This is a genomic window from Sporosarcina sp. P1 (assembly GCF_002743155.1).
Lineage (GTDB): Bacteria > Bacillota > Bacilli > Bacillales_A > Planococcaceae > Sporosarcina > Sporosarcina ureae_B.
Window position 1 is genome coordinate 1 of the sequence record NZ_PDYS01000022.1, and the last position, 20,754, is coordinate 20,754.

The following is a 20,754-nucleotide window of genomic DNA, read 5'->3' on the forward strand; positions in this document are numbered from 1 at the left end:
CATCCAGTTTTTTATACAGGTTCGGCAAAACCCATTAAACGTACGGATTTGTATTACCTATCTTCATTATACTGGACGAGCTACCTTTCCGTCATGGCAGAGATTGCGAAGCAATCATATAGTTTTTTATGTGTTACTTTATGAAGACCTTCCATCCGTCAGTAGGTTCTTCAGTGGAATCGACACAAGTTGGTAAAAAGACGAAAGACCAAGGTGTTGCCGTAAAAGATGGAATATCTAGGAACAATGAAAAAGTCTCTTCAGCTGCTGTTTCTCCTCGTTCATTTACTACATATACTGTAGCTTCACGAATAGATAATAATTCATCACGATTATTTTGCAAAAATACAGTAGCGACTAATCCTCCATTGCGTTTTCTTTTTAACAGTATAGGTGTAGCTGTAAATTCATCATGAACAGATCTTTTGGTTTCGTATTGATAAATAAAAGCCTGTTTTTGTTGGTCTGATAAAGTAGCTTCCCACGTTTCTTCAAACATAATTTGCATAGGGTAGACCTCCTTTTTCCTACATCATTCCCTTTGTGATGATATTTAAGTCCTAGTATATCACAAAGTTATAATAAATATTAATTACGACTTAATTCCCTTGTGTAAGACATGTATTTCGTAATGTTTGGAATTATCGCTGATGATTATACATAAAATGAAGAAAATTATCGAATGCTGTATACTAGAATAGAAATATACTAGTAAAGGGAGAGAGTCGTATGATACGTGTATTATTCGTTTGTCTCGGGAATATTTGTCGCTCACCTATGGCTGAAGGAGTATTTCGTAAGATGATTCATACTGAACATTTGGAGAATCACATCGAAGTAGACTCGGCAGGAACAAGCAATTGGCATGTGGGGAAAGCCCCTCATGAAGGAACGATATCCAAACTGGCAGAATTTCAAATTTCGGCAGAGGGGATGGCTGGACGTCAGTTGAATATGAAAGATGCAGCGGAATTTGATTATATTATTGGAATGGACGCAGAAAACATCCGAAATATACATAACATTTTTGGTGATCGTGACCACCAGCGTGTGTTTCGTTTTTTGGATTTGACTAGTCACCAAAAAGACGTTCCAGATCCGTACTTCACTGGTGATTTCCAAGAAACATACGACTTAGTGCTCGAAGGTTGTCAGGCATTATTGGATTGTATTAAAAAAGAGGCATCCATTAAATGAAGATACCTGTACTATATGAAGATAACCATCTCTTAGTCGTGGAAAAGCCTGTCAATGTCCCGGTGCAAAAAGATGAGAGTGGAGATTTGGACGTATTGACTATATTAAAGCAGGATATTAAAAGACGGTATCAAAAACCAGGAAAGGTATATCTTGGCTTAGTACATCGTCTTGATCGTCCTGTTGGCGGTGTGATGGTATTTGCTAAAACTTCCAAAGCGGCATCTCGTCTGTCCAATCAGCTTCGTCGCGGCATCATTGATCGGAGATATTTAGCGATTCTCCGTGGTGTGCCTCAGAAAAGACAATCTACTCTTCAGCATTACTTATACAAGAATCGTCAGAAAAATCAAGTGTATAGTGTGAGACCGAATCATCCGGAAGGGAAAGTGGCCAGTTTGGATTATCAAGTACTTGATAGCAAAATAGATCAAAGTTTAGTAAGTGTACGTCTACATACAGGACGTTCACATCAAATTCGGGTACAAATGGCAACAGAAGGCTTCCCGCTTTATGGTGATCAGAAATATGGTAGTGCCATGAATAAGCGTGGCGAACAGATTGCATTATGGGCGCACAAGTTGGAATTTGAACATCCGACAACAAAGGAAATGATGCAGTTTACTTCAGAAGCACCGCGAGTTTATCCTTGGGAATTATATGCTACTCATGATCAAGTTTATAAAACATATGGTTAGTGAAGAACGGTCCTTTCTTGACTTACGAATTCAGTGCAACTACACTAAATGGAAAAACGTCTGTTGGAGGAATATATGAGTAAGCATTCTTTTATCCCGATTATTGTCGGAACTAATATTAATGCCTATAATATGGCAATTTCATTTCATGAAGAATATGGCATCAAACCTGTAATTGTTGGTAGGGAACCATTACCATTTACAAGCTATAGTACGATTACAGATATCCAGGAACTGAATCACGGTCTACACGATCCAAAAGTATTTGTTCAGTTTTTACGGGATATTGCGAAGAAATACCGTACGGCTGATCAAAAATTAGTGCTTGTCGGAACAGACGATTTATATGTCCGATTGATTATTGAGCAACGAGAAGCTTTGCAAGAAGATTTCTTATTCAATTATATAGATGAAGAAATCATGAATGCCGTGTATATTAAGAAAAACTTCTATAAATTATGTGCAGAGCATGGAATAGATACACCCTCTACGTACTTCCATTCATGTTTATCCGATGAACCATTTACAGAAGAAGTACTGTTCCCGGTCATCATCAAGCCGAGCGATGGTGTTCAATATTATCGTCATCCGTTTGACGGGTTGCAGAAAATCTATAAAGTTGATACATATGAGGAAATCAATCGCATTATCCAAATGGTTAAGGCCAGTGGATACACAGAAGATCTGATCATCCAAGATTTCATTCCTGGGGATGATACGTATATGTGGGATGCTGTATATTACGCTGATCAGCATGGTAAAGCGCAGCTAATCACATTGGCTCAGGTGGTATTACAAGAACGTGCGATGACGGCTATCGGAAATTATACGGCATTGATTACGCGGTATGATGAAGAAATTATGACGAAGTTAGCTAACTTCCTTGAAGCAATTGGCTATGTCGGTTACGGGAACTTCGATTTGAAATACGATGAACGCGATGGCAAATTCAAAGCGTTTGAAGTGAATATCCGTCAAGGACGTTCGAGTTATTACATTACGCAATGCGGTGAGAATATGGCGAAGTATTTGGTCGATGACTTGGTATACGAGAAGGAAAAGCCATTAACCTATTTAGATGACCATTTCTTATTCACTGTCGTACCGAAAGCAGTATTGAAAAAGTTTGTCGATAATCCGCCTATGGAAAAAGAGATTCGATCGCTTATCAAAGCAGGAAAGTATGGTAATCCTTTATTTTACAATAAAGATAAACATATGAAGCGAAAAATGTATTTACTGATGCGTCAAATCAACTATTACAAGAAGTATAAAAATGCTGTCGAAGAATAAAGCGAGGCTGAGACAAAACTCAATAAAATGAAAAAACTGTGTAAATCCAAGTTAAAAGCATCTTGGATTCACACGGTTTTAATTTTGTCCTTTTAGTTAATTACGATAGATTTTCTACTTCTATCCCAGCCGCGTTATATCTTACTTTACTTAAATAATTAGCTAAATCGGTCAACTAGATCGTGCATATTCTCTGCTTCCGTATGAAGGTCAAGGGAAGCGTGCATAATCGTGCTGATTGTAGCTTTTTGTTCATCGATGGATGCATTGACTTGTTCGGTAGCGGCAGCCGATTCAGTTGCGACAGCTGCAATTTGATCTATTGCCTGAACAACATGTTGTCGATTTTCATCCATACTGTTCATATCATTTTCCATAGTCTTCAACAGTGATGTGATGTTGAGAATGGAATCGGATAGTTGTTCGAAAGCATTTTTAGTTTCTATAATCGTGCCTTCTTGATTACTCGTCAAATCTAATGTGTGTTTCATTTGATTTTCGGCAGTTGTCGTATCTTTTCGAATATGCACAAGGAGATCGCGAACTTTCGTAGTTGCCTCATTCGTGTCTTCCGATAAATGGCGGACTTCATTGGCTACTACAGCGAATCCTTTTCCATGTTCTCCTGCGCGAGCGGCTTCGATACTAGCGTTTAATGCCAGTAAGTTCGTTTGCTCAGAGATGGATGAAATCGTTTGGACGATGGTTTGTATTTCATTCATTCTAGATACAAGTTGTGAGAAGTTCCCTTGCAAGTCGTTGATGACAATGTTGAAGTTTTGAGAGTTTTCCTCTAAAGTCTCCGCTTTTTGCATACCTGAACTTTGTAGATCGTTCATACTGCGCATTTCTGTCACTACGTTTTCATATTGCTCGGATGCTTTAGAAATCAATGTAGATAATTGACTAACTTTTGTAATCGCGATATCTGCTTCTTCGGATTGCAATACTGCAGCTGAAGATACTTCAGCAATAGCGCTATGGATTTCGTCAGCCGATGCTGTTGTTTCTTCCGTGATTGCGCTAAGTGTTTCGGAAGATGTTCTCATACGGTCTGAAGAAAGTCTTGTGTGACCGACCATTTCATTCAGATTATTTTTCATTGTATTCACGTTTTCAGCTAAATGGCCGAGCTCATCACGTGAACGGATTGGAATATCTTCGCCTGATAGTTTCCCTTGCGCAATTTCAGCTGTAATGTGACGGATATTCTTAATATATGATGTTAGACGCCCAGAGAAGATCGAGAATAGTGTAACACCCACGATGATAGAAATAATGATTGAAATTAAGGTGTACCATAAAACATTTTTTGCTCCAGCATTAAAATCTACTAGATAAGTCCCTCCCACTATAATCCATCCCCAATTAGGATCTTGTAGGCTGTATGTGACTTTGGGTGCTTCAACATTCAAGTTACTTGGCAGCGGCCAGTCATACTGTACATAACCACCTCCGCTTTTAGCTTCTGAGATTACTTCACGAATGAAGTAACGGCCATCTTTTGTTTTCGTTTCATAGAGACTTTCTCCTTCTTTCTGTGGATGTACAAGTAAAGTACCTTCCTCATCCACAACATAAAAGTAGAAGTTCTCCCCGTATTTCGCTGGATTGTTTAAAGGTCTAGTGCCATCAGTGGCCATAGGTCCCATAATTTTGTCTTTAGCTCGTTCTTGTGCTTTCTCCAAACTTATTGTACCGTTCTCTACTTGTACATTCAGTTCATCGATTAAGTCCAGAACAGCATAAGTCCCGTTCTGTAATCCCATTTCCCCAACTTTCTCAAGTTCTTGCTTTGCTACAAAGTAATTGACGATCCCCACAGCTAATAATGGAATTAAAATAACAAGTGCTGCGAGCGCTATTAACTTGTTGCGTACTGAACCTTTCACTATGTAATGCCCCCTTTTGCATTTTGCTATATGAAACCTTTATACCCTTTTACTAGTATAGGCTATTATAATTAATAACGGAATAGCTTGTCTCATTTAATAGTAATTTCCTACTTGTTTTTCAAACTTCATTGTTAAATGACAGGTAACTACTCTTCGATTCTTGACTTGAAAAATACAGTAGGCTACACTTAATAGAGCTGTGGCTGTGCGGTTCTTTAAGATTTTCAAAAGATCAAAACGGAAATTGTACGGAGCTATAGTAATGTAAGGAGTGTTCGAGCAGTGCCGATTTTAGATAAAAGCAATGCAGAAGATGTTAAAAGATATGAAACGTTTATGAGAAATTCTCCCTTTCGTTCAATTACACAAGATCCCAACTGGGCAAATGTTAAAGATGATTGGGGTAATGAGCAAGTATACGTAGAACGAGATGGAGAAATTGTAGCCGCTATGTCCTTATTGATACGGAAGGTACCAGGCGGTTTTTCATTACTATATGCACCACGTGGACCTATTTGTGATTTACATAATCAGAAATTAGTTGAAGAATTAATTCAAGAGGCAGAGGTGCTTGTAAAAAAACATAAAGCCTTTGCATTAAAAATGGATCCAGAACAGCTGTATACAGATGAATTGGACAAGCTTTACCGTGATGCAGGTTACATAGTACGCAACGAAGGCGCGGGCAAAGAAGATTTAATACAGCCTCGTTACAATATGATTGTTAAATTGACCGACGAAGATGAAGATTCGTTAATGCTTAAGTTCCGTAGCAGAACACGAAGTAAAATCCGAAGCTCTGCACGTAAAGGTGTAGAGATTTCTTATTCTCGCAGTGATGAATATTTAAAGAAATTCTTTGAAATCCATGAAGAAATGTCTGTTCGTAATCAAATCTCTATTCGTTCCTATGATTATTTCGTCAAAATGCGAGAAGCATTCGATGATTTACGCATCTATATAGCAAAGCATGAAGACGATTATTTAGCTGGTGCTGTAACAATTAACTATAATGGGAAATTGTATTATTTATACGCTGGCAGTTCCAACACGAAGCGCAATCTAAATCCTAGTTATCTAATGAACTATGAAATGATGAAGTGGGGATTGGAAATCGGAGCGGAACAGTATGATCTTGGTGGGGTATTCGTACTCGATAGTGAGCAGGATGGATTATATAACTTTAAGAACAGTTTTTGTCAGGTAGACGGCGTAACAGAATTTATTGGTGAAATCGATAAAGTATACAAACCGTTCATTTATAACATGTTTGTAAAAGTAGTGCCTAAAATTCAGAAGTTGAAAAAGAAGCTTCAAAAAAAATAACCGGTTGAAGTCCTCAACTACAGAAAAGAGTGAACCGAATGAATTTTTTAGACGAGCTGAATGAATCTTTGCGCACAAAATGGAAATTTAAACAACCTATGCCGATTCAGTCTCAAATGATACCCGAGATGTTGTCTGGTAAAGACATAGTAGCTGAATCACCAACAGGGACAGGGAAAACACTAGCCTATGCGTTACCTGTGATTCAAATGGTCGACGGAAATCTACCGAAGACACAAGCGTTAATTATTACGCCATCACAAGAGCTATCTATGCAGATAGTCAATGTGATACGTGAGTTGGTTGAAGGTACTCCAGTTACAGTAACTCAGCTGATTGGCGGTGCAAATATGCAACGTCAAATCGAAAAGCTAAAGAAAAAACCAACAATCGTAGTCGGTACACCGGGAAGATTAAATGAATTAGTAAAAGAAAGAAAGCTGAAAATGTATGATATTCAATACTTGGTCATTGATGAAGGGGATCAGCTTCTGTCGCGTGAATATCGCGTACTGGTGAAAAGCTTAATTGAAGCAGCAAATCCTGAACGTCAGGTGGCAGTTGTGTCTGCTACAATTACAGATGAAATCGAGCTGGTTGCCAAGCAACTGATGAAAGATCCAATCCGCCTACAAGTCAATGCGGATGAGATTCCAAATAGTGGTGAAGTTATTCATTCCTACGTAAAAGTGGATGAACGCAAAAAGACCGACGTACTTCGAGGGATCTCTGCAATTTCAGGGGTGCGCGCACTAACATTCATGAATAACGTAGATCAATTGCGTATGAAAGAACTAAAACTACTTTACACCGATGCACCAATTGCAGTCCTCTACTCGGATATGAAAAAACTCGATCGCCAGAAGACATTAGAAGACTTCAGAAAAGGTACTATTCGTATACTGATTGCAACAGACTTAGCAGCGCGAGGCCTGGACATCGAAGGGCTGACACACGTCATCCATGTCGATGTACCACACACAGCTGAGCAATACGTGCACAGATCGGGAAGAACAGGCCGTGCAGGAGCAGACGGTGAAGTCCTGACACTTCTATCTTACACGGAAGAGCGCGACTACCGTAAAGTTTCCAAAGGCATCAAAACCGTTCAAAAAGTCTGGTACAACGGACAACTGATCGAAGGAAACTCTAAGACAGTGGAAGAAATGAAAAAAGCGGCACCAAAGAAATCAAAGCCGAAAGTTAAGAAAAAGAAATAATAAAACGTAACTTCCACATGATGATACGCAAAGACTGAAGACTGCCCTTGTATTAGGAGGCTGTTCTTCAGTTTTTTTCTTTTAACCAGTATGTCAGTCTTTCAAAATCTTTGTACAAAAAAATGAGTGTGCACGGAAATGCCCGCACACACTCGTTTCTCCTATCAATCAAGCTGTGTCAAAATTATAGGCTGATTCTTCGTCACGACAATCGTATGCTCAATTTGGGCAACCAGTGACTTATCAGGCGTAACAAATGTCCACCCGTCATCCAATTCAATCACCTGCTCAGCCGCCTGTGAAACGAATGGCTCCACTGCCAGCACCATACCATCCTTCAATAACGTTTTATCCCAAGGATCATAATAATTCAGAATATGTTGTGGCTCTTCGTGAAGAGACGTACCAATTCCGTGACCGGTTAAATTTTTAATCACATGTAAGCCGTTATCTTTCGCTTCACGCTCCACAGCTTTACCAATCTGATTCAAACTAGAACCTGCTTTTACTTTCAATAAAGCGCGGTCCAAAGCTGACTTTGCTACGTCGCACAACTTCTGTTTTTGCTCATCAGGTGTACCTACCACGAATGAAATCCCAGTATCTGCAAAATAGCCGCCAGCTGATCCGGAGACATCTATATTCACGAGATCACCATCTTGGATCTCGTAACTTCCTGGAATGCCGTGCGCTACATGATGGTTGACACTGATACATGTATAGCCAGGGAAGTCATACTGATCGATAGGAGCAGAAACCGCACCTTTTTCAGCAAACAGACGACCTGCCATATCATCAAGTTCTTTCGTCGTGATGCCAGGTACTGTAGCATCTTTCAACGTTTCACGAATTTCTGCAACAATTTTACCTATTGCCCTTAACCCCTCTAATTCTTCATCATTTTTTACAATCATGTTCACAAGTCCTTTCTTCCGTACAATTTATTCAATTCTACTATATCATACTTTATTGATGTTTTTTTAATGATTAGCTTGTTCTTTCCATCCTTATTTCAAGACTTTTATGCCTTGATATACATTCCAGATCAGGACAATTACAAACAATAAACTATATAAAATAATGAATAACATAGGAATGAATCCCCAGAACATCATATTGCTGTTTGCATTTGTGATGCTGTCGGTATTAAAGGAAAAGATCGAAAAGGACATGATAATGAAACCAGCTATTAGTAATACCATAGGGACGATATGTGAAACGAGTGCTTTTTTTGCATGACGGCGAACTTCGAATTCATCTGCAACGAAATAAATGATGATTGGCAGTAAAAGGGGAGCGAAAAAGACACTGAAATAACTAAGAGAAGACAATAACTTTGAATTTGACATAGCGTAACCTCCACTCTCTAGCATGATAGTCCACACTCTAACCTATACCCTAGTTTACGGTATAATCACGAAAAAAACACGGCTGCCTAATTGGCACCGTGTTATAATTGTTTGGACTTTGAAAAACGCTGACCCATAAATAGTATAAAACCAATTACTGCAGAAAGAAATAAAGCGGCTGTAGAAACAAATAATTCCTCGGTCCCATTTTTTATTGCAATACCGATGAAAGACCAAATAATAATTAAATTAAACATATTGTCATGGTAATGATACATAAAATGTAAAGCGATTGCTGTAGTCAGAGTTAAGAACAATACTGTCCATAGTGGATCACTCAAACCCCATCCTGTCCAATCGTGGAATTTGAAAGCATAGGTAGTATTCGCGATGACAGCGATAAAGATCCATGCCATATAAGCTGAGATCGGAAGTCGTTCGCGATTCGTTCCCTCTATTTTTGCATAACTGAAATACAACACGAGTAAACAAATTAATAAAGCAATTACGCTCACAATGGCCCAATAATAATAACTATAATGCCATAATAAAAGCCATGCAATATTTAAAAAACAGCTGACCGAGAACGAGATTGCACGTAAATTGGCAACGGATGAAGAGAGTCTAGCTGATGTTTTGGAAAACAAGTATAGCCAACTGACAAGTAGCAGATCTAACACAATCCAAATTGAAAAAACGTACTCTGCAGGCATGAATAGAACCGGTACCCGATTAGCAATTTCCCAAGTAGTCAGTCCGTTAAGTGGGATTAAATTTGCAGCGATATGAGTTCCAATCATGATGAGTAGCGAAAGTACCATCAAAATAATTCTTAGCATGATAAAATCCTCCTGAACAATAGTATACAGAGATTACGGATCGATGGAGTGGGAAAGTATGAATATTCCTTTACAAATGAGAAAATGTGGCATTCTATTGTCTTGTAACTGGAAAAAAACTATAATAAGAATTAATGAATTCAGGTAACTTGTACTGAATCTCCATTTCATTCGCACCGATTAGATAAAGTAGAAGGTAAGAACAGAATGCTTCGAAAAGGATGAGGACAAATGATTTTACTCGAAGGGGAGCAGTGCTACCTACGAATACTCACGGAAGATGATGCGTATCAATTCACCCAGCTACTTATCGCCAATAAGGAATACTGGACAGAATTTGAACCAAAACACGATAATACGTATTACACAGTAGCAATGCAACGGGATAAAATTCGAGAATCACTTTATCAAATGCGTGATCGACGAGAGTACAATTTCGGAATTTTTGATTCGGAAACTAGTATGATTATTGGCCAAATTTCATTGTATAGTATTAAACGGTTGCCGTTTTCCAGTGGTTTTGTGGGGTATTCCATTGATCAGCGACAAGCAGGAAGAGGCATTGGGACTGAAGCAGTCTCACTCATTAATCAATTTGCGTTTGAAAAAGCGAATTTGCATAGGATAGAAGCCTATGTATCTCCTCGTAATGTAGGTTCGGTCAAAGTATTGGAAAAAGCGAAATACCAGCGTGAGGGGTTGTTGCGTCAATTACTGTTTATTAATGGTATATGGGAAGATCACTATATGTATGCCATTGTGGAAGCGGATTATTGAAAGGGTAAGACCTTTTTGGAAAAGTGGATAACTATATGGAAAAGCCGGCTCTTCGAATAGAAGATGCTGGTTTTTCTTGATGTCTGAGGTGGAGCAACAGCGCGAACGCGTTTCCGCTCATAGTTTCGTGTAGGTGCTCATAGTTCATGCCCGCTCTATCCCGCTGGCTAACCGCTCTATATTGCGTTGGATTCGCTCATACATTTGGCCTGAGCGCTCAAAGTCTCCTTACAACCGCTCATAGCCCCACCACGCCACACGTCACATTCTGAGGTGGAGCAACAGTGCGAACGCGTTTCCGCTCATAGTTTCGTGTAGGTGCTCATAGTTCATGCCTGCCCACTCTATCCCGCTGGCTAACCGCTCTATATTGCGTTGGATTCGCTCATACATTTGGCCTGAGCGCTCAAAGCCCCCCACCACGCCACACGTCACATTCTGAGGTGGAGCAACAGTGCGAACGCGTTTCCGCTCATAGTTTCGTGTAGGCGCTCATAGTTCATGCCGGATCGCTCTATCCCGCTGGCTAACCGCTCTATATTGCGTTAGATTCGCTCATACATTTGGCCTGAGCGCTCAAAGTCACCCTACAACCGCTCATAGCCCCCCCACCACGCCACACGTCATAAAAACACAAAAACCGACCTCATATCGATGAGGCCGGTTTTTCATCTAATTATTTTACTGAGATAACTCTTGTGCATTGTAACCATCTTCAATAATGTCCAGCTTGCCGTTAGCAGGGTCGATTACAAGACCATGAACATTTACGTCGGTTGGGATGAGAGGGTGGTTGCGGATCGCGTCCACACTCTTTTTCACGCTCTCTGTCACATCACTGAAACCGTGCAACCATTTTTCCATATCGATACCGGAATACTTCAATGTTTTGAACATGTTCGGATCAACACCGCGCTCAATCATGTTTCCTATAATGTGATCCGTGTTGATCGAGCTCATGCCGCAATCATGATGCCCGATCACGTATATTTCATCTGCTTGTAATTCATAAACGGCAACTAATATACTTCGCATCAAACCGCCAAAAGGAGATGTGATAATAGCGCCAGCACTTTTAATGATTTTAGCATCGCCATTTTTTAAATTCATTGCTTTAGGAAGAAGCTCGATTAATCTTGTATCCATACACGTGAGGATGACAATCCGTTTATTCGGAAATTTCGTAGTGGAAAACTCTTCGTACTTTTTTTCTTCAACGAACGATTTGTTATAAATCATAATTTCGGATAATGATGTCATGGTTATAATCTCCTTCGCACTGTTTATAGTATGTAAAAGAAAAGAGTTGCCTTTGTCAGGCAACTCTAATCATGTAATCCATATCCATTGAGACTGGAATAGAAGCAAATTAGTTTCTGCCTTCTGGTTTCGGATCAATAGTAATGGAGTCGTTTGAATCCATTGATCCAGATAAGAAGTGCATCGTAAACAAGGATGCAAGTCCAAGAACAACCATGTAACCGATAACTGTTGTATACATTAAAGCCATTTGAAAGCCCCTCTTTCTGAAATGTATTATGATCTCTTATCCATTATACACGATTTTCAAGAAAATATTAAGAGCTATTGTAAACTTCGAATGAAAAGTGACGGATTTTAGAATGCCCAATTGCCATTACGGAAGACAGGCTCTACTGTTCCATCTTCAAGTATTCCATCAATATCCATCTTTTCAGATCCAATCATGAAATCGACGTGTGTCAAGCTTTGGTTTAATCCATTAGCTTGTAGTTGTTTGGAATCCATTTCTTTTCCACCATCTAGACAAAATGCGTAAGCACTCCCGATTGCCAAGTGATTTGAGGCATTTTCATCAAATAAAGTATTGTAGAATAAAACATTTGAATTGGAAATAGGTGAGTCATGCGGTACCAGTGCTACTTCACCAAGGAATTGGGAGCCTTCGTCGGTATCGACCAGTTGTTTCAGGATTTCTTCACCTTGATCAGCTGAAACGTTTGTGATTTTGCCGTCTTTAAATTGAATCGTGAAGCCCTCAATGATTGTTCCCGCATAGCTAAGTGGTTTAGTGCTGGTAACAGAGCCATTCACTCCAGTTTTTAACGGTGCTGTAAAGACTTCTTCGGTTGGCATATTCGCCATGAACTCATGCCCAGCTTGATTGACACTACCAGCTCCACACCATAAGTGCTTTTCCGGTAATTCTATTGTTAAGTCGGTGCCTGGAGCTGTATAATGAAGTTTACGGTAATGTTTACCATTCAAATAATCTACTTTTTCATGCAAATTTTCATTGTGCTTATTCCATGCTTGCACTGGATCTGGCTGATCAGCTCTTACAGCACGTAAAATAGCATTCCATAGAGCAGGTACTTGTTCTTCCGTAGGTAATTCAGGGAAAATTTTAGCTGCCCATGCAGTCGAAGGTGCAGCGATTACTGTCCAGCTAAATTTATCTGCCTGCATAGCTTGACGGAACTGGCTAAGAGCAGTGCTGGAGGCTTTCTGATTATCGCGTATTCTGCTAGATTCAATGCCGTTTAATAAGTCTGGGTCTTGCGATACGATGGACATGAAAGCAGCGCCTTTTTCAGCTAGCTGTTCACGTTCCATTTGTTTCCACGCAGGGAACTCAGAAAACGAATCCGCTGGTGCTTTTTCATAACGCAGACGTGTGACGATATCGTCGACCCAGTCTACGAATACTTGTCGTGCTCCTGCTTCATAAGCTTTTTCAACAATCAATCGAACAAATGAAGTAATTTCAGTAGAAGCGCTGATGAACAGATATTGATCTTGTTGAATATTTACACCTACCTTTACGGCTAAGTCGGCATAATTGGAAAGTTGGTCTTGAAATTGATTCATCATGACATCTCCTTTTTACGTATTGTGATAATTCTAACAAGTGAAGATCACAGTTCGCAACGATAAAGCAATCGAGATAGGATGAAATACTCTTAACTCCCTAAACAATAGTCGACGGTTTTCCCTAAACAACGTCATAAAATAACCGAAATAATAAGAAGAATGTAGTATTTGGAGGCTTTATATATGGATTTATCCACAATTGTAGGTTTAGTGTTAGGATTTGCAGCTCTCCTTATTGGGATGACGCTCAAAGGGGTAACGCCCGATGCGTTACTTAACCCGGCCGCTATCCTAATCATCATTGCAGGAACGATTGGTGCTGTTGTCATCGCATTTCCGCTAAATGAATTAAAGAAGGTACCTAAATTATTTAAAATTATTTTTACTCAGCAAAAGCTTGCGTCAGATGCAGAATTAATTCGTCTATTTTCTTCTTGGGCTGATATTGCGCGTAGAGAAGGATTACTTGCCTTGGAAGCAAAAACAGATGAAATTGATGATCCGTTTTTGAAAAATGGCTTGAGTTTGGCCATTGACGGTCAGAATGCCGATTATATTCGGGATGTATTAAGTGAAGAAGTTGAGGCGATGGAGGAACGTCACTCAGTTGGTGCACTCATTTTCTCTCAAGCCGGTACATATGCCCCTACACTAGGAGTTCTCGGAGCTGTTGTAGGATTGATTGCCGCACTAAAAGATATGAACAATATCGATGCGTTAGGACATGCGATTTCTGCTGCATTTATTGCGACATTGCTTGGGATTTTTACAGGATATGTTTTATGGCATCCGTTCTCTAATAAATTGGTGCGCAAGTCAAAAGAAGAAGTCCGCCAGAGGACAATGGTAATTGAAGGAATTCTTTCCGTATTGGAAGGGGAAGCGCCGCGTGTCATCGAACAGAAATTGGCATCTTATCTATCTGTAGAGGACCGAAAAAAGCTAGCTATGGATGGTGGCGAAGGAGCTGGTAAAGTTGGCGAAGAAGCGTAAGAAAAAGAAGCGCGAAATAGAACATATTAACGAATCTTGGCTATTACCTTACTCTGATCTATTGACATTATTACTAGCATTATTCATCGTGCTATTTGCTACGAGTTCGGTAGATGAGGGAAGATTTGCAGAAGTCTCTAAAGTATTCAGTGAAATATTTGAAAGTGGTAGTGGAATCATGAATGAGAGTGCGCCGACCACTACCCCTGTTCCAGACGACTCGGTAGGGGAGTTAGATGAAAACTCCTCCTATATGGAAGATCAGCAATCTTTGGGAGAAACGCAAGATGATTTGGACGAGTATATTGCCGTGAATGAACTAGAGAATCAGTTTGATACTAAAATGACGAATGAAGGCTTATTGCTCACGATTCGTGACAGCGTGCTGTTTAAATCAGGAAAGTCAACAATCAATCCTGAGTATAAAAGGTTGGCTAATGATATTTCTCGACTGCTGACACTTGATAGACCACGTCAGGTGGTCATCACGGGTCATACAGACGACATTCCCATCAATAACGCTCAATATTCATCCAACTGGGAATTAAGTGTTATGCGGGCTGTTGAGTTTTTGAAAATCATCGTCCAAGACAATGAAGTTGATCCGAATCTATTTAGCGCGAAAGGATACGGAGAATATAAGCCAATTGTTCCAAATGATACGGTAGAAAATCGCAGCAAAAACCGTAGAGTGGAAGTGCTCATTCAGCCACTTGTATTAAAAGATGGTACACCCGTCACAGCGCAATAAAAAAGCGACTCCATTTGGAGTCGCTTTTTTATTTGCGCATAGAACCGAGTTCTGAGGCAATTGCTTGCATTTCATTTGGCGTAATGTTTTCACGTTTCATGACCATTTCGTACATATAGTACAAATCATCATACTGTTCTGTACTGAAGTTTTCGGGTTTCATCGCATCGACATTTACCATGCGTAGTTTTTCTTTAATCTTTTCAATCATGTATGAGACATTCTCAGGTGATTTTGTAGACAAATCCATATGCGTACCGCCTTTCCTCTAATGAAAACTATCATTTCATGAAAGTAGTAAGCTGTCAACTGAACTACGAAGTGTTATTTGCGAGCTTCTTCACGTTCTTCGTCAATTCTCTTCTTAAAACGTCTTGTCTCCATAATGACAACACCGGACAAACCGAGCAATCCAATTAAGTTTGGAATCGCCATTAAGCCATTCAGTACATCCGCTAAAATCCATACCAGGTCAAGTGATGCAGTCGCGCCTACAAAAATGAATGCTACGAATATTATTCGATAGGCAAGAACAGCAGCGCGGTTAGGGAAGAGATATTGGAAACATTTTTCTCCATAATAACTCCAACCTAAAATGGTGGATGTAGCAAAGAACACAAGTCCAATTGATACTAAAATCGGCCCAATACCACCAAGGAAAGAGCCAAACGCTTCTGCTGTCAAAGAACCAGCATCAATTGATTTATCTTGCCACTTATTACTCATAACAATTGTGACACCCGTAATCGAACAGATGATTAACGTATCGAATAATACTTGCGTCATCGAAACGAGTGCCTGACGTCCAGGCATATCTGTACGTGCAGCAGCAGCTGCAATTGGCGCTGAACCGAGACCTGCTTCGTTAGAGAAGAGACCGCGTGCGACACCGAATCGTATTACTGTACCGATTGCCCCACCGGCAACAGCCTGGCCTGTGAATGCATCTGTGAAAATCAAACCGAATGCTGCTGGAACTTGTTCAATGTTCAATACCATAACGATTGCACCAGCAAAGAAATAGAATAATGCCATAATCGGTACGAAAAAAGCAGTTACTCGGCCGATTGATTTGATACCACCTAGAATTACAAGTGCACCGAATAATACCAATGCAATTCCTGTAATATAATGGGGCACTTCAAATGTGCTTTTCATTACGTCTGCTACAGCTTTAGCTTGTGTTCCGTTACCGATTCCGAACGCAGCCAGTGCGCCGAATAACGCAAATAGTACGCCTAGCCATTTTTGCTTCAGACCATGTTCAAGATAGTACATCGGTCCACCAGCCATTAAACCGTTTGAATCTTTGACACGGTACTTAACAGCCAAGATGGCCTCACTGTATTTTGTTGCCATACCGAAGAATCCAGCCAGCCACATCCAGAAAATCGCACCTGGCCCACCTGCAACAACAGCAGATGCAACTCCGACGATATTACCGACACCCACAGTCGCGGCCATCGCGGTCATGAGAGCCTGAAACTGTGAAATGTCTCCATCTGCTTTTTTATCATGCTTCCGTGAAAAAACTTGCTTCAGTGAATAGGGCAGTAATCTTAATTGAATGAATGTTAAACGTAATGTTAAATAAATTCCGGTACCAATTAATAAGATGAGCAACGGCGGTCCCCATATTAAATCGGACGCAGTTGTCAAGAAATTCTCGATCTTCTCCATTTCATCCCCCCAATTTCTCAGTGATGTTTGTATCTGTTCCCAAGATTACGAGAACCAACTCCTTTCAGTGAATTCTGTTATTAACATGTTATTGTTAATAATCTAAAAAATAGAACGATTCGTCAAGCCTTTTTTGAATAAACTTTTACAAAGATTGTTTGGTAAGTTGCAATAGGGGTATAATGAAGTGAAACGTAAACGTGTATAAGGAGGCGAAGTTGTATGAGTTCTAGTAAATTTGGAAGATATGTATTAGGCGGGGCACTACTTGGAGCAGCCGCGAGTATGCTGGATCGGGCAACTAGACAGCACACGATCACTACAGCAAGATCATCTTATGAAAAAGTATTATATTACAAAGAAAATCCGGATATTGTAAAAAATGAGTTCCAACAGAAAAAAGAAAAAGTTCAAACTCTTGTTGATCAAGTGAAAGGTGATGTAAATTACATCAAATCACAGGTCGATGAAATTAAGACGTTGACTCCACAAGTAAAAGAAATGTTTGCGGATACAAAAGAAGCAATCTCTGATTCCAAATCAGAGTATGAGCAAATTATCGTGGATGATTCCACAGCCGCATCTTCTGTCTCAACGGAAGATGCATCGTTGCCTCCGATGATCCAAAAAAAAAACATGATACCACTAGAGAAAAAATAACGGTAGAATCAGTAAATGAAAGGGGGACACATCAGTTGAATAGACAAAAAAGTGCCCCTTCTTCAGATGCTGAAAACCAAGGTGGGTCTCAAACTGAAAAAGTAAAAGAATTTATCAAAGATATAAAAGACGGAGAAGAAGAGGATTTCGATCCGACAACTACGAGCGGATTTTTCAAACAATTGATTATCCGAGTGAAAGAATTGGATATTTCAGCAACTGGTTCGCAGTTAGCCTTCTTTTTCCTATTGTCATTATTTCCTCTACTAATCTTTCTTTTTACATTACTGCCTTACTTGCAGTTAGACCAAAGCCAAATCTTTTTATTTATCCGCGAGTATGCGCCGGAAAGTACAGCTTCTCTAATTGAAGGAACACTTTCTGAAGTACTGGATAATAAAAGTGGGGGATTACTATCAGTCGGTATTCTGGCTACAATCTGGTCCGCGTCTAAAGGTATGAGTGCAGTAACGAAAGGTTTGAATGAAGCATATGAAGTTGAAGATGATCGAAACTTTTTCGTTTCAAAAGGACTGTCAATTGCGTTTACTATTATGTTAGTTATGACTGTAATCATCGCGCTAGTGCTACCGATATTTGGTCAACCAATTGGGAATTTGATCTTCACATTCTTAGGATTGGAAGAGACGTTCTTGACCGTATGGAATTTGATACGATTCCTCATTCCACCATTCCTGATCTTTGCAGTATTCTCTTTATTATATTGGCTAGTTCCAAGTGTAAAGTTGCATTTTAAAGGAGTACTTCCAGGTGCTATTTTTGCAACAATAGGATGGATTATTACGTCACTAGGATTCTCGTTCTATATTAGCAATTTTGGAAGCTATGCGAATACGTATGGTAGTATCGCTGGTATTATCGTATTAATCATGTGGTTATATCTATCAGCTATCATTTTGTTACTTGGAGGTACAATCAACTCCGTCGTAAAAAACCGTCAAGAACGTAAAGAACAAACTATATAAATAAAAAGTGAAGAAAAGGGTTCCCTTTTCTTCACTTTTTATTTAATCTATTTTATTTAGCATTCGTAAACCGTTTAATATAACCAAAATCGTACTTCCTTCATGTCCAATGACACCGAGAGGCAAGTCGACTACTTGCATGAAGTTTGCGATTATGAGGATCGATATCACAGCTATCGAGAAGAATACGTTTTGTTTAACGATTCGTTGCATTTTTCTTGAAAGCTTAATGGCATACGATAAACGATTCAAGTCGTTTTGCATCAGGACAACATCAGCTGTCTCCAATGCTACATCTGTACCTTCACCCATCGCGATGCCCGAAGTTGCAGTAGCTAATGCAGGAGCGTCGTTGATCCCGTCTCCTACCATGCCAACCGTTCCATATTCTTTCAATAAATGCTTAAGTTGAATGACTTTCTCTTCGGGTAGACATTCTGCTACGTACGTATCGACACCTACTTCATTTGCAATTGCATGAGCGGTATTTTCATTGTCGCCAGTTAACATCACTGTACGAATTCCTAGAGATTGGAGTGATTTAATTGCGGAAATTGCTTCTTTGCGTAAGGTATCCTGTAAAGCAGCCAGCGCCACAATTCCTTGTTCATCTCTCATGAAAATGACAGTTTTACCTTCATTTGCAAGTGACACTGCCACATTGTCTTGGAATTCCTCTACTAACTCTACTCCGACAAATTTCGGATTACCGATTAGAATGTCACCATTACTCGTCTCTGCTTTAATACCAAATCCAGGAATGTCTTCAATATGAAGATTACGTTCGGGTTCTACACCATGCTCTGTCGCGTAATTGATGATAGCTTTCGCCAACGGGTGATTGGATAGTGATTCTGCACCTGCAAATAAAGCAAGCGTCTCTTCCATGTCTGCACCTTCCCGAACGATGAAATCCATCACAATCGGTTTCCCCGTAGTCAAAGTACCTGTTTTATCAAAAGCGAATGCTTGCAATGTACTTAAATGCTCTAAATGAACTCCGCCTTTAAACAACACACCTTTTCTAGCGCCATTGGAAACAGCTGCTAATGTGGCAGGCATAATAGCAGCCATCAACGCACAAGGAGAAGCGACGACTAGTAAGACGATTGCACGGTAGAACGTTGTAGTCCAATCCCAGTTGAATAAGAAATGGGGCAGGAACATCATGATTACAACTGCTGCCAGCACAATCTTCACATAAGATCCTTCAAAGCGCTCGATAAATTGTTGTGAAGGAGACTTTTCGCTTTGCGCGTTTTGTACCATCGTTATAATCTTTTGGAATAACGTCTCGGAACTAGGTTTCGTCATTGTCATACGAATCGCCCCGCTAATATTAACCGTTCCGGCAAATAACTCATCATTTTCCTGCTTTGTCACTGGAATAGACTCTCCGTTAATAGCTGACATATCAATTGAAGTAATTCCGCTTAATACTTTACCATCAACCGGAATACGTTCGCCTGGTTTAACGAGCAAAACAGAGCCGATCGATAGGGAGTCAGTAGATACTTTTTTCTCACTGCCATCTTCAAGAATTAACCACGCTTCTTCAGGCTGCATCTCCATCAGAGAAGATATTTCATTATGGCTTTTATTAAGTGTATAAGTCTCTAATGCACCGCTAATTGCAAAGATGAAAATCAGAATTGCACCTTCAGCCCAATATCCGATAATTCCTGAACCGATGGCCGCGAAAATCATTAGCATCTCGACGTTCAGTTCTTTATTTTTTATCGTTTCTTCAATACCTTCCTTGGCTTTAGCGTAACCACCAATTAGAAACGCTATGATATACAGCGTGACAGAAAAGGATTCTGTACCGTTTTTTCCTAAAATCCATGCAGCAAGAATGATAATTCCAGATAATATAGCCGCGATCAGTTCAAGACGTGCAGACCAGTCAATCGTCTGTTCAGGTTGTTCTTTTGCAAGTGTTGTCATGTATTCTCCTCCTAATTGATAATGATTTTCAATTTCAAAACTCTTATTAAAGCAGTAAAGTCGACTCTACAGTAGTAGAATCGACTTTACGGGCGTTTAAATAGAATGAATATGAAGTTATAATAGTTATTATCTACAGTATATCATTTCTCAATAAGAAGTGTTACTTATTTGGCTAATTCATGCAAGATTTGTAGATGTTGTTGATAAATGAAGGGAAGTAGACCGGGTGAGTGCGAAATGATTGAAGCTCAGTTGCTAACGGGTTCGCCTGGAACGTAGCGTAATGA

The 20,754-nt window shown here is 39.8% G+C and carries 21 protein-coding genes; 10 read left to right on the forward strand and 11 right to left on the reverse strand.

The window, feature by feature from the left end; genetic code table 11:
- Positions 1-133: 133 nt before the first annotated feature.
- Positions 134-508: an SLAP domain-containing protein gene (locus CSV73_RS14880; protein WP_099627981.1), complete on the reverse strand. Its 375-nt coding sequence runs from the start codon at positions 506-508 to the stop codon at positions 134-136.
- A gap of 221 nt (positions 509-729) precedes the next feature.
- On the opposite strand from CSV73_RS14880, the gene CSV73_RS14885 reads away from it, so the two are divergent.
- The 3 genes from CSV73_RS14885 to CSV73_RS14895 all read left to right on the forward strand — a co-directional run bounded on the left by CSV73_RS14885 (position 730) and on the right by CSV73_RS14895 (position 3,188).
- The gene (locus tag CSV73_RS14885) at positions 730-1,197 is read left to right on the forward strand and encodes a low molecular weight protein-tyrosine-phosphatase (RefSeq protein ID WP_085131659.1); all 468 of its coding nucleotides are present in this window, start codon (positions 730-732) and stop codon (positions 1,195-1,197) included.
- Positions 1,194-1,895: an RluA family pseudouridine synthase gene (locus CSV73_RS14890; protein WP_085131658.1), complete on the forward strand. Its 702-nt coding sequence runs from the start codon at positions 1,194-1,196 to the stop codon at positions 1,893-1,895. The genes CSV73_RS14885 and CSV73_RS14890 overlap by 4 nt, the downstream gene beginning before the upstream one ends.
- Positions 1,896-1,970: 75 nt before the next feature.
- Complete coding sequence (locus tag CSV73_RS14895; RefSeq protein WP_099627982.1) at positions 1,971-3,188, forward strand: carboxylate--amine ligase; 1,218 nt, start codon at positions 1,971-1,973, stop codon at positions 3,186-3,188.
- 158 nt (positions 3,189-3,346) lie between these two features.
- On the opposite strand, the gene CSV73_RS14900 is transcribed toward CSV73_RS14895, so the two are convergent.
- Positions 3,347-5,080, reverse strand: a complete 1,734-nt coding sequence (locus CSV73_RS14900) for a methyl-accepting chemotaxis protein (protein WP_233202912.1) — start codon at positions 5,078-5,080, stop codon at positions 3,347-3,349.
- A gap of 285 nt (positions 5,081-5,365) precedes the next feature.
- On the opposite strand from CSV73_RS14900, the gene CSV73_RS14905 reads away from it, so the two are divergent.
- Together CSV73_RS14905 and CSV73_RS14910 are read left to right on the forward strand one after the other, a co-directional pair.
- The gene (locus CSV73_RS14905) at positions 5,366-6,409 is read left to right on the forward strand and encodes a lipid II:glycine glycyltransferase FemX (protein ID WP_085131655.1); all 1,044 of its coding nucleotides are present in this window, start codon (positions 5,366-5,368) and stop codon (positions 6,407-6,409) included.
- 38 nt (positions 6,410-6,447) lie between these two features.
- On the forward strand, positions 6,448-7,629 hold the full coding sequence (locus CSV73_RS14910; protein ID WP_099627984.1) for a DEAD/DEAH box helicase: 1,182 nt from the start codon (positions 6,448-6,450) through the stop codon (positions 7,627-7,629).
- 164 nt (positions 7,630-7,793) lie between these two features.
- Here the strand turns inward: CSV73_RS14910 and map are convergent, their stop codons facing one another.
- The 3 genes from map to CSV73_RS14925 form a co-directional block, all read right to left on the reverse strand.
- Positions 7,794-8,543, reverse strand: a complete 750-nt coding sequence (gene map / locus CSV73_RS14915; protein ID WP_099627985.1) for a type I methionyl aminopeptidase — start codon at positions 8,541-8,543, stop codon at positions 7,794-7,796.
- Between the two features lie 93 nt (positions 8,544-8,636).
- Positions 8,637-8,978, reverse strand: coding sequence for a magnetosome magnetite crystal formation protein family (locus CSV73_RS14920; RefSeq protein WP_085131652.1), 342 nt, complete (start codon positions 8,976-8,978; stop codon positions 8,637-8,639).
- Between the two features lie 101 nt (positions 8,979-9,079).
- Entirely contained in the window at positions 9,080-9,817 is a 738-nt protein-coding gene (locus CSV73_RS14925) for a hypothetical protein (protein WP_099627986.1), read from the reverse strand.
- Between the two features lie 231 nt (positions 9,818-10,048).
- Between CSV73_RS14925 and CSV73_RS14930 the strand changes: the two genes are divergently transcribed.
- Positions 10,049-10,594 carry a GNAT family N-acetyltransferase gene (locus CSV73_RS14930; RefSeq protein WP_085131650.1) on the forward strand — a complete coding sequence of 182 codons (546 nt, stop codon included), beginning with the start codon at positions 10,049-10,051 and terminating at the stop codon, positions 10,592-10,594.
- 681 nt (positions 10,595-11,275) lie between these two features.
- On the opposite strand, the gene CSV73_RS14935 is transcribed toward CSV73_RS14930, so the two are convergent.
- The 3 genes from CSV73_RS14935 to CSV73_RS14940 form a co-directional block, all read right to left on the reverse strand.
- Positions 11,276-11,854, reverse strand: coding sequence for a beta-class carbonic anhydrase (locus tag CSV73_RS14935; protein ID WP_085131649.1), 579 nt, complete (start codon positions 11,852-11,854; stop codon positions 11,276-11,278).
- 109 nt (positions 11,855-11,963) lie between these two features.
- Positions 11,964-12,104: a hypothetical protein gene (locus tag CSV73_RS16640; RefSeq protein WP_169535197.1), complete on the reverse strand. Its 141-nt coding sequence runs from the start codon at positions 12,102-12,104 to the stop codon at positions 11,964-11,966.
- A gap of 107 nt (positions 12,105-12,211) precedes the next feature.
- Positions 12,212-13,444 (reverse strand): aminopeptidase, encoded by a 1,233-nt coding sequence (locus tag CSV73_RS14940; protein ID WP_099627987.1) that lies wholly within the window; start codon positions 13,442-13,444, stop codon positions 12,212-12,214.
- A gap of 186 nt (positions 13,445-13,630) precedes the next feature.
- On the opposite strand from CSV73_RS14940, the gene motA reads away from it, so the two are divergent.
- Both motA and motB read left to right on the forward strand, forming a co-directional pair.
- Positions 13,631-14,440, forward strand: coding sequence for a flagellar motor stator protein MotA (gene motA / locus CSV73_RS14945; RefSeq protein WP_085131647.1), 810 nt, complete (start codon positions 13,631-13,633; stop codon positions 14,438-14,440).
- The gene (motB, locus tag CSV73_RS14950) at positions 14,424-15,191 is read left to right on the forward strand and encodes a flagellar motor protein MotB (protein WP_085131646.1); all 768 of its coding nucleotides are present in this window, start codon (positions 14,424-14,426) and stop codon (positions 15,189-15,191) included. The genes motA and motB overlap by 17 nt, the downstream gene beginning before the upstream one ends.
- 28 nt (positions 15,192-15,219) lie before the next feature.
- Here motB and CSV73_RS14955 read toward each other — a convergent pair whose 3' ends face one another.
- On the reverse strand, positions 15,220-15,441 hold the full coding sequence (locus tag CSV73_RS14955) for a DUF1128 domain-containing protein (protein ID WP_085131645.1): 222 nt from the start codon (positions 15,439-15,441) through the stop codon (positions 15,220-15,222).
- A 74-nt stretch (positions 15,442-15,515) separates the two neighbouring features.
- A complete protein-coding gene (locus tag CSV73_RS14960) occupies positions 15,516-16,871 on the reverse strand; it encodes an alanine/glycine:cation symporter family protein (RefSeq protein ID WP_085131644.1) in 1,356 nt (451 codons plus the stop codon).
- 222 nt (positions 16,872-17,093) lie between these two features.
- Here CSV73_RS14960 and CSV73_RS14965 point away from each other — a divergent pair, with 222 nt between their 5' ends.
- Entirely contained in the window at positions 17,094-17,531 is a 438-nt protein-coding gene (locus CSV73_RS14965; protein WP_085131643.1) for a hypothetical protein, read from the forward strand.
- Between the two features lie 35 nt (positions 17,532-17,566).
- Entirely contained in the window at positions 17,567-18,517 is a 951-nt protein-coding gene (locus tag CSV73_RS14970) for a YihY/virulence factor BrkB family protein (protein ID WP_085131642.1), read from the forward strand.
- Between the two features lie 42 nt (positions 18,518-18,559).
- Here the strand turns inward: CSV73_RS14970 and CSV73_RS14975 are convergent, their stop codons facing one another.
- A complete protein-coding gene (locus CSV73_RS14975) occupies positions 18,560-20,464 on the reverse strand; it encodes a heavy metal translocating P-type ATPase (protein WP_099627988.1) in 1,905 nt (634 codons plus the stop codon).
- Positions 20,465-20,754 lie beyond the last annotated feature (290 nt).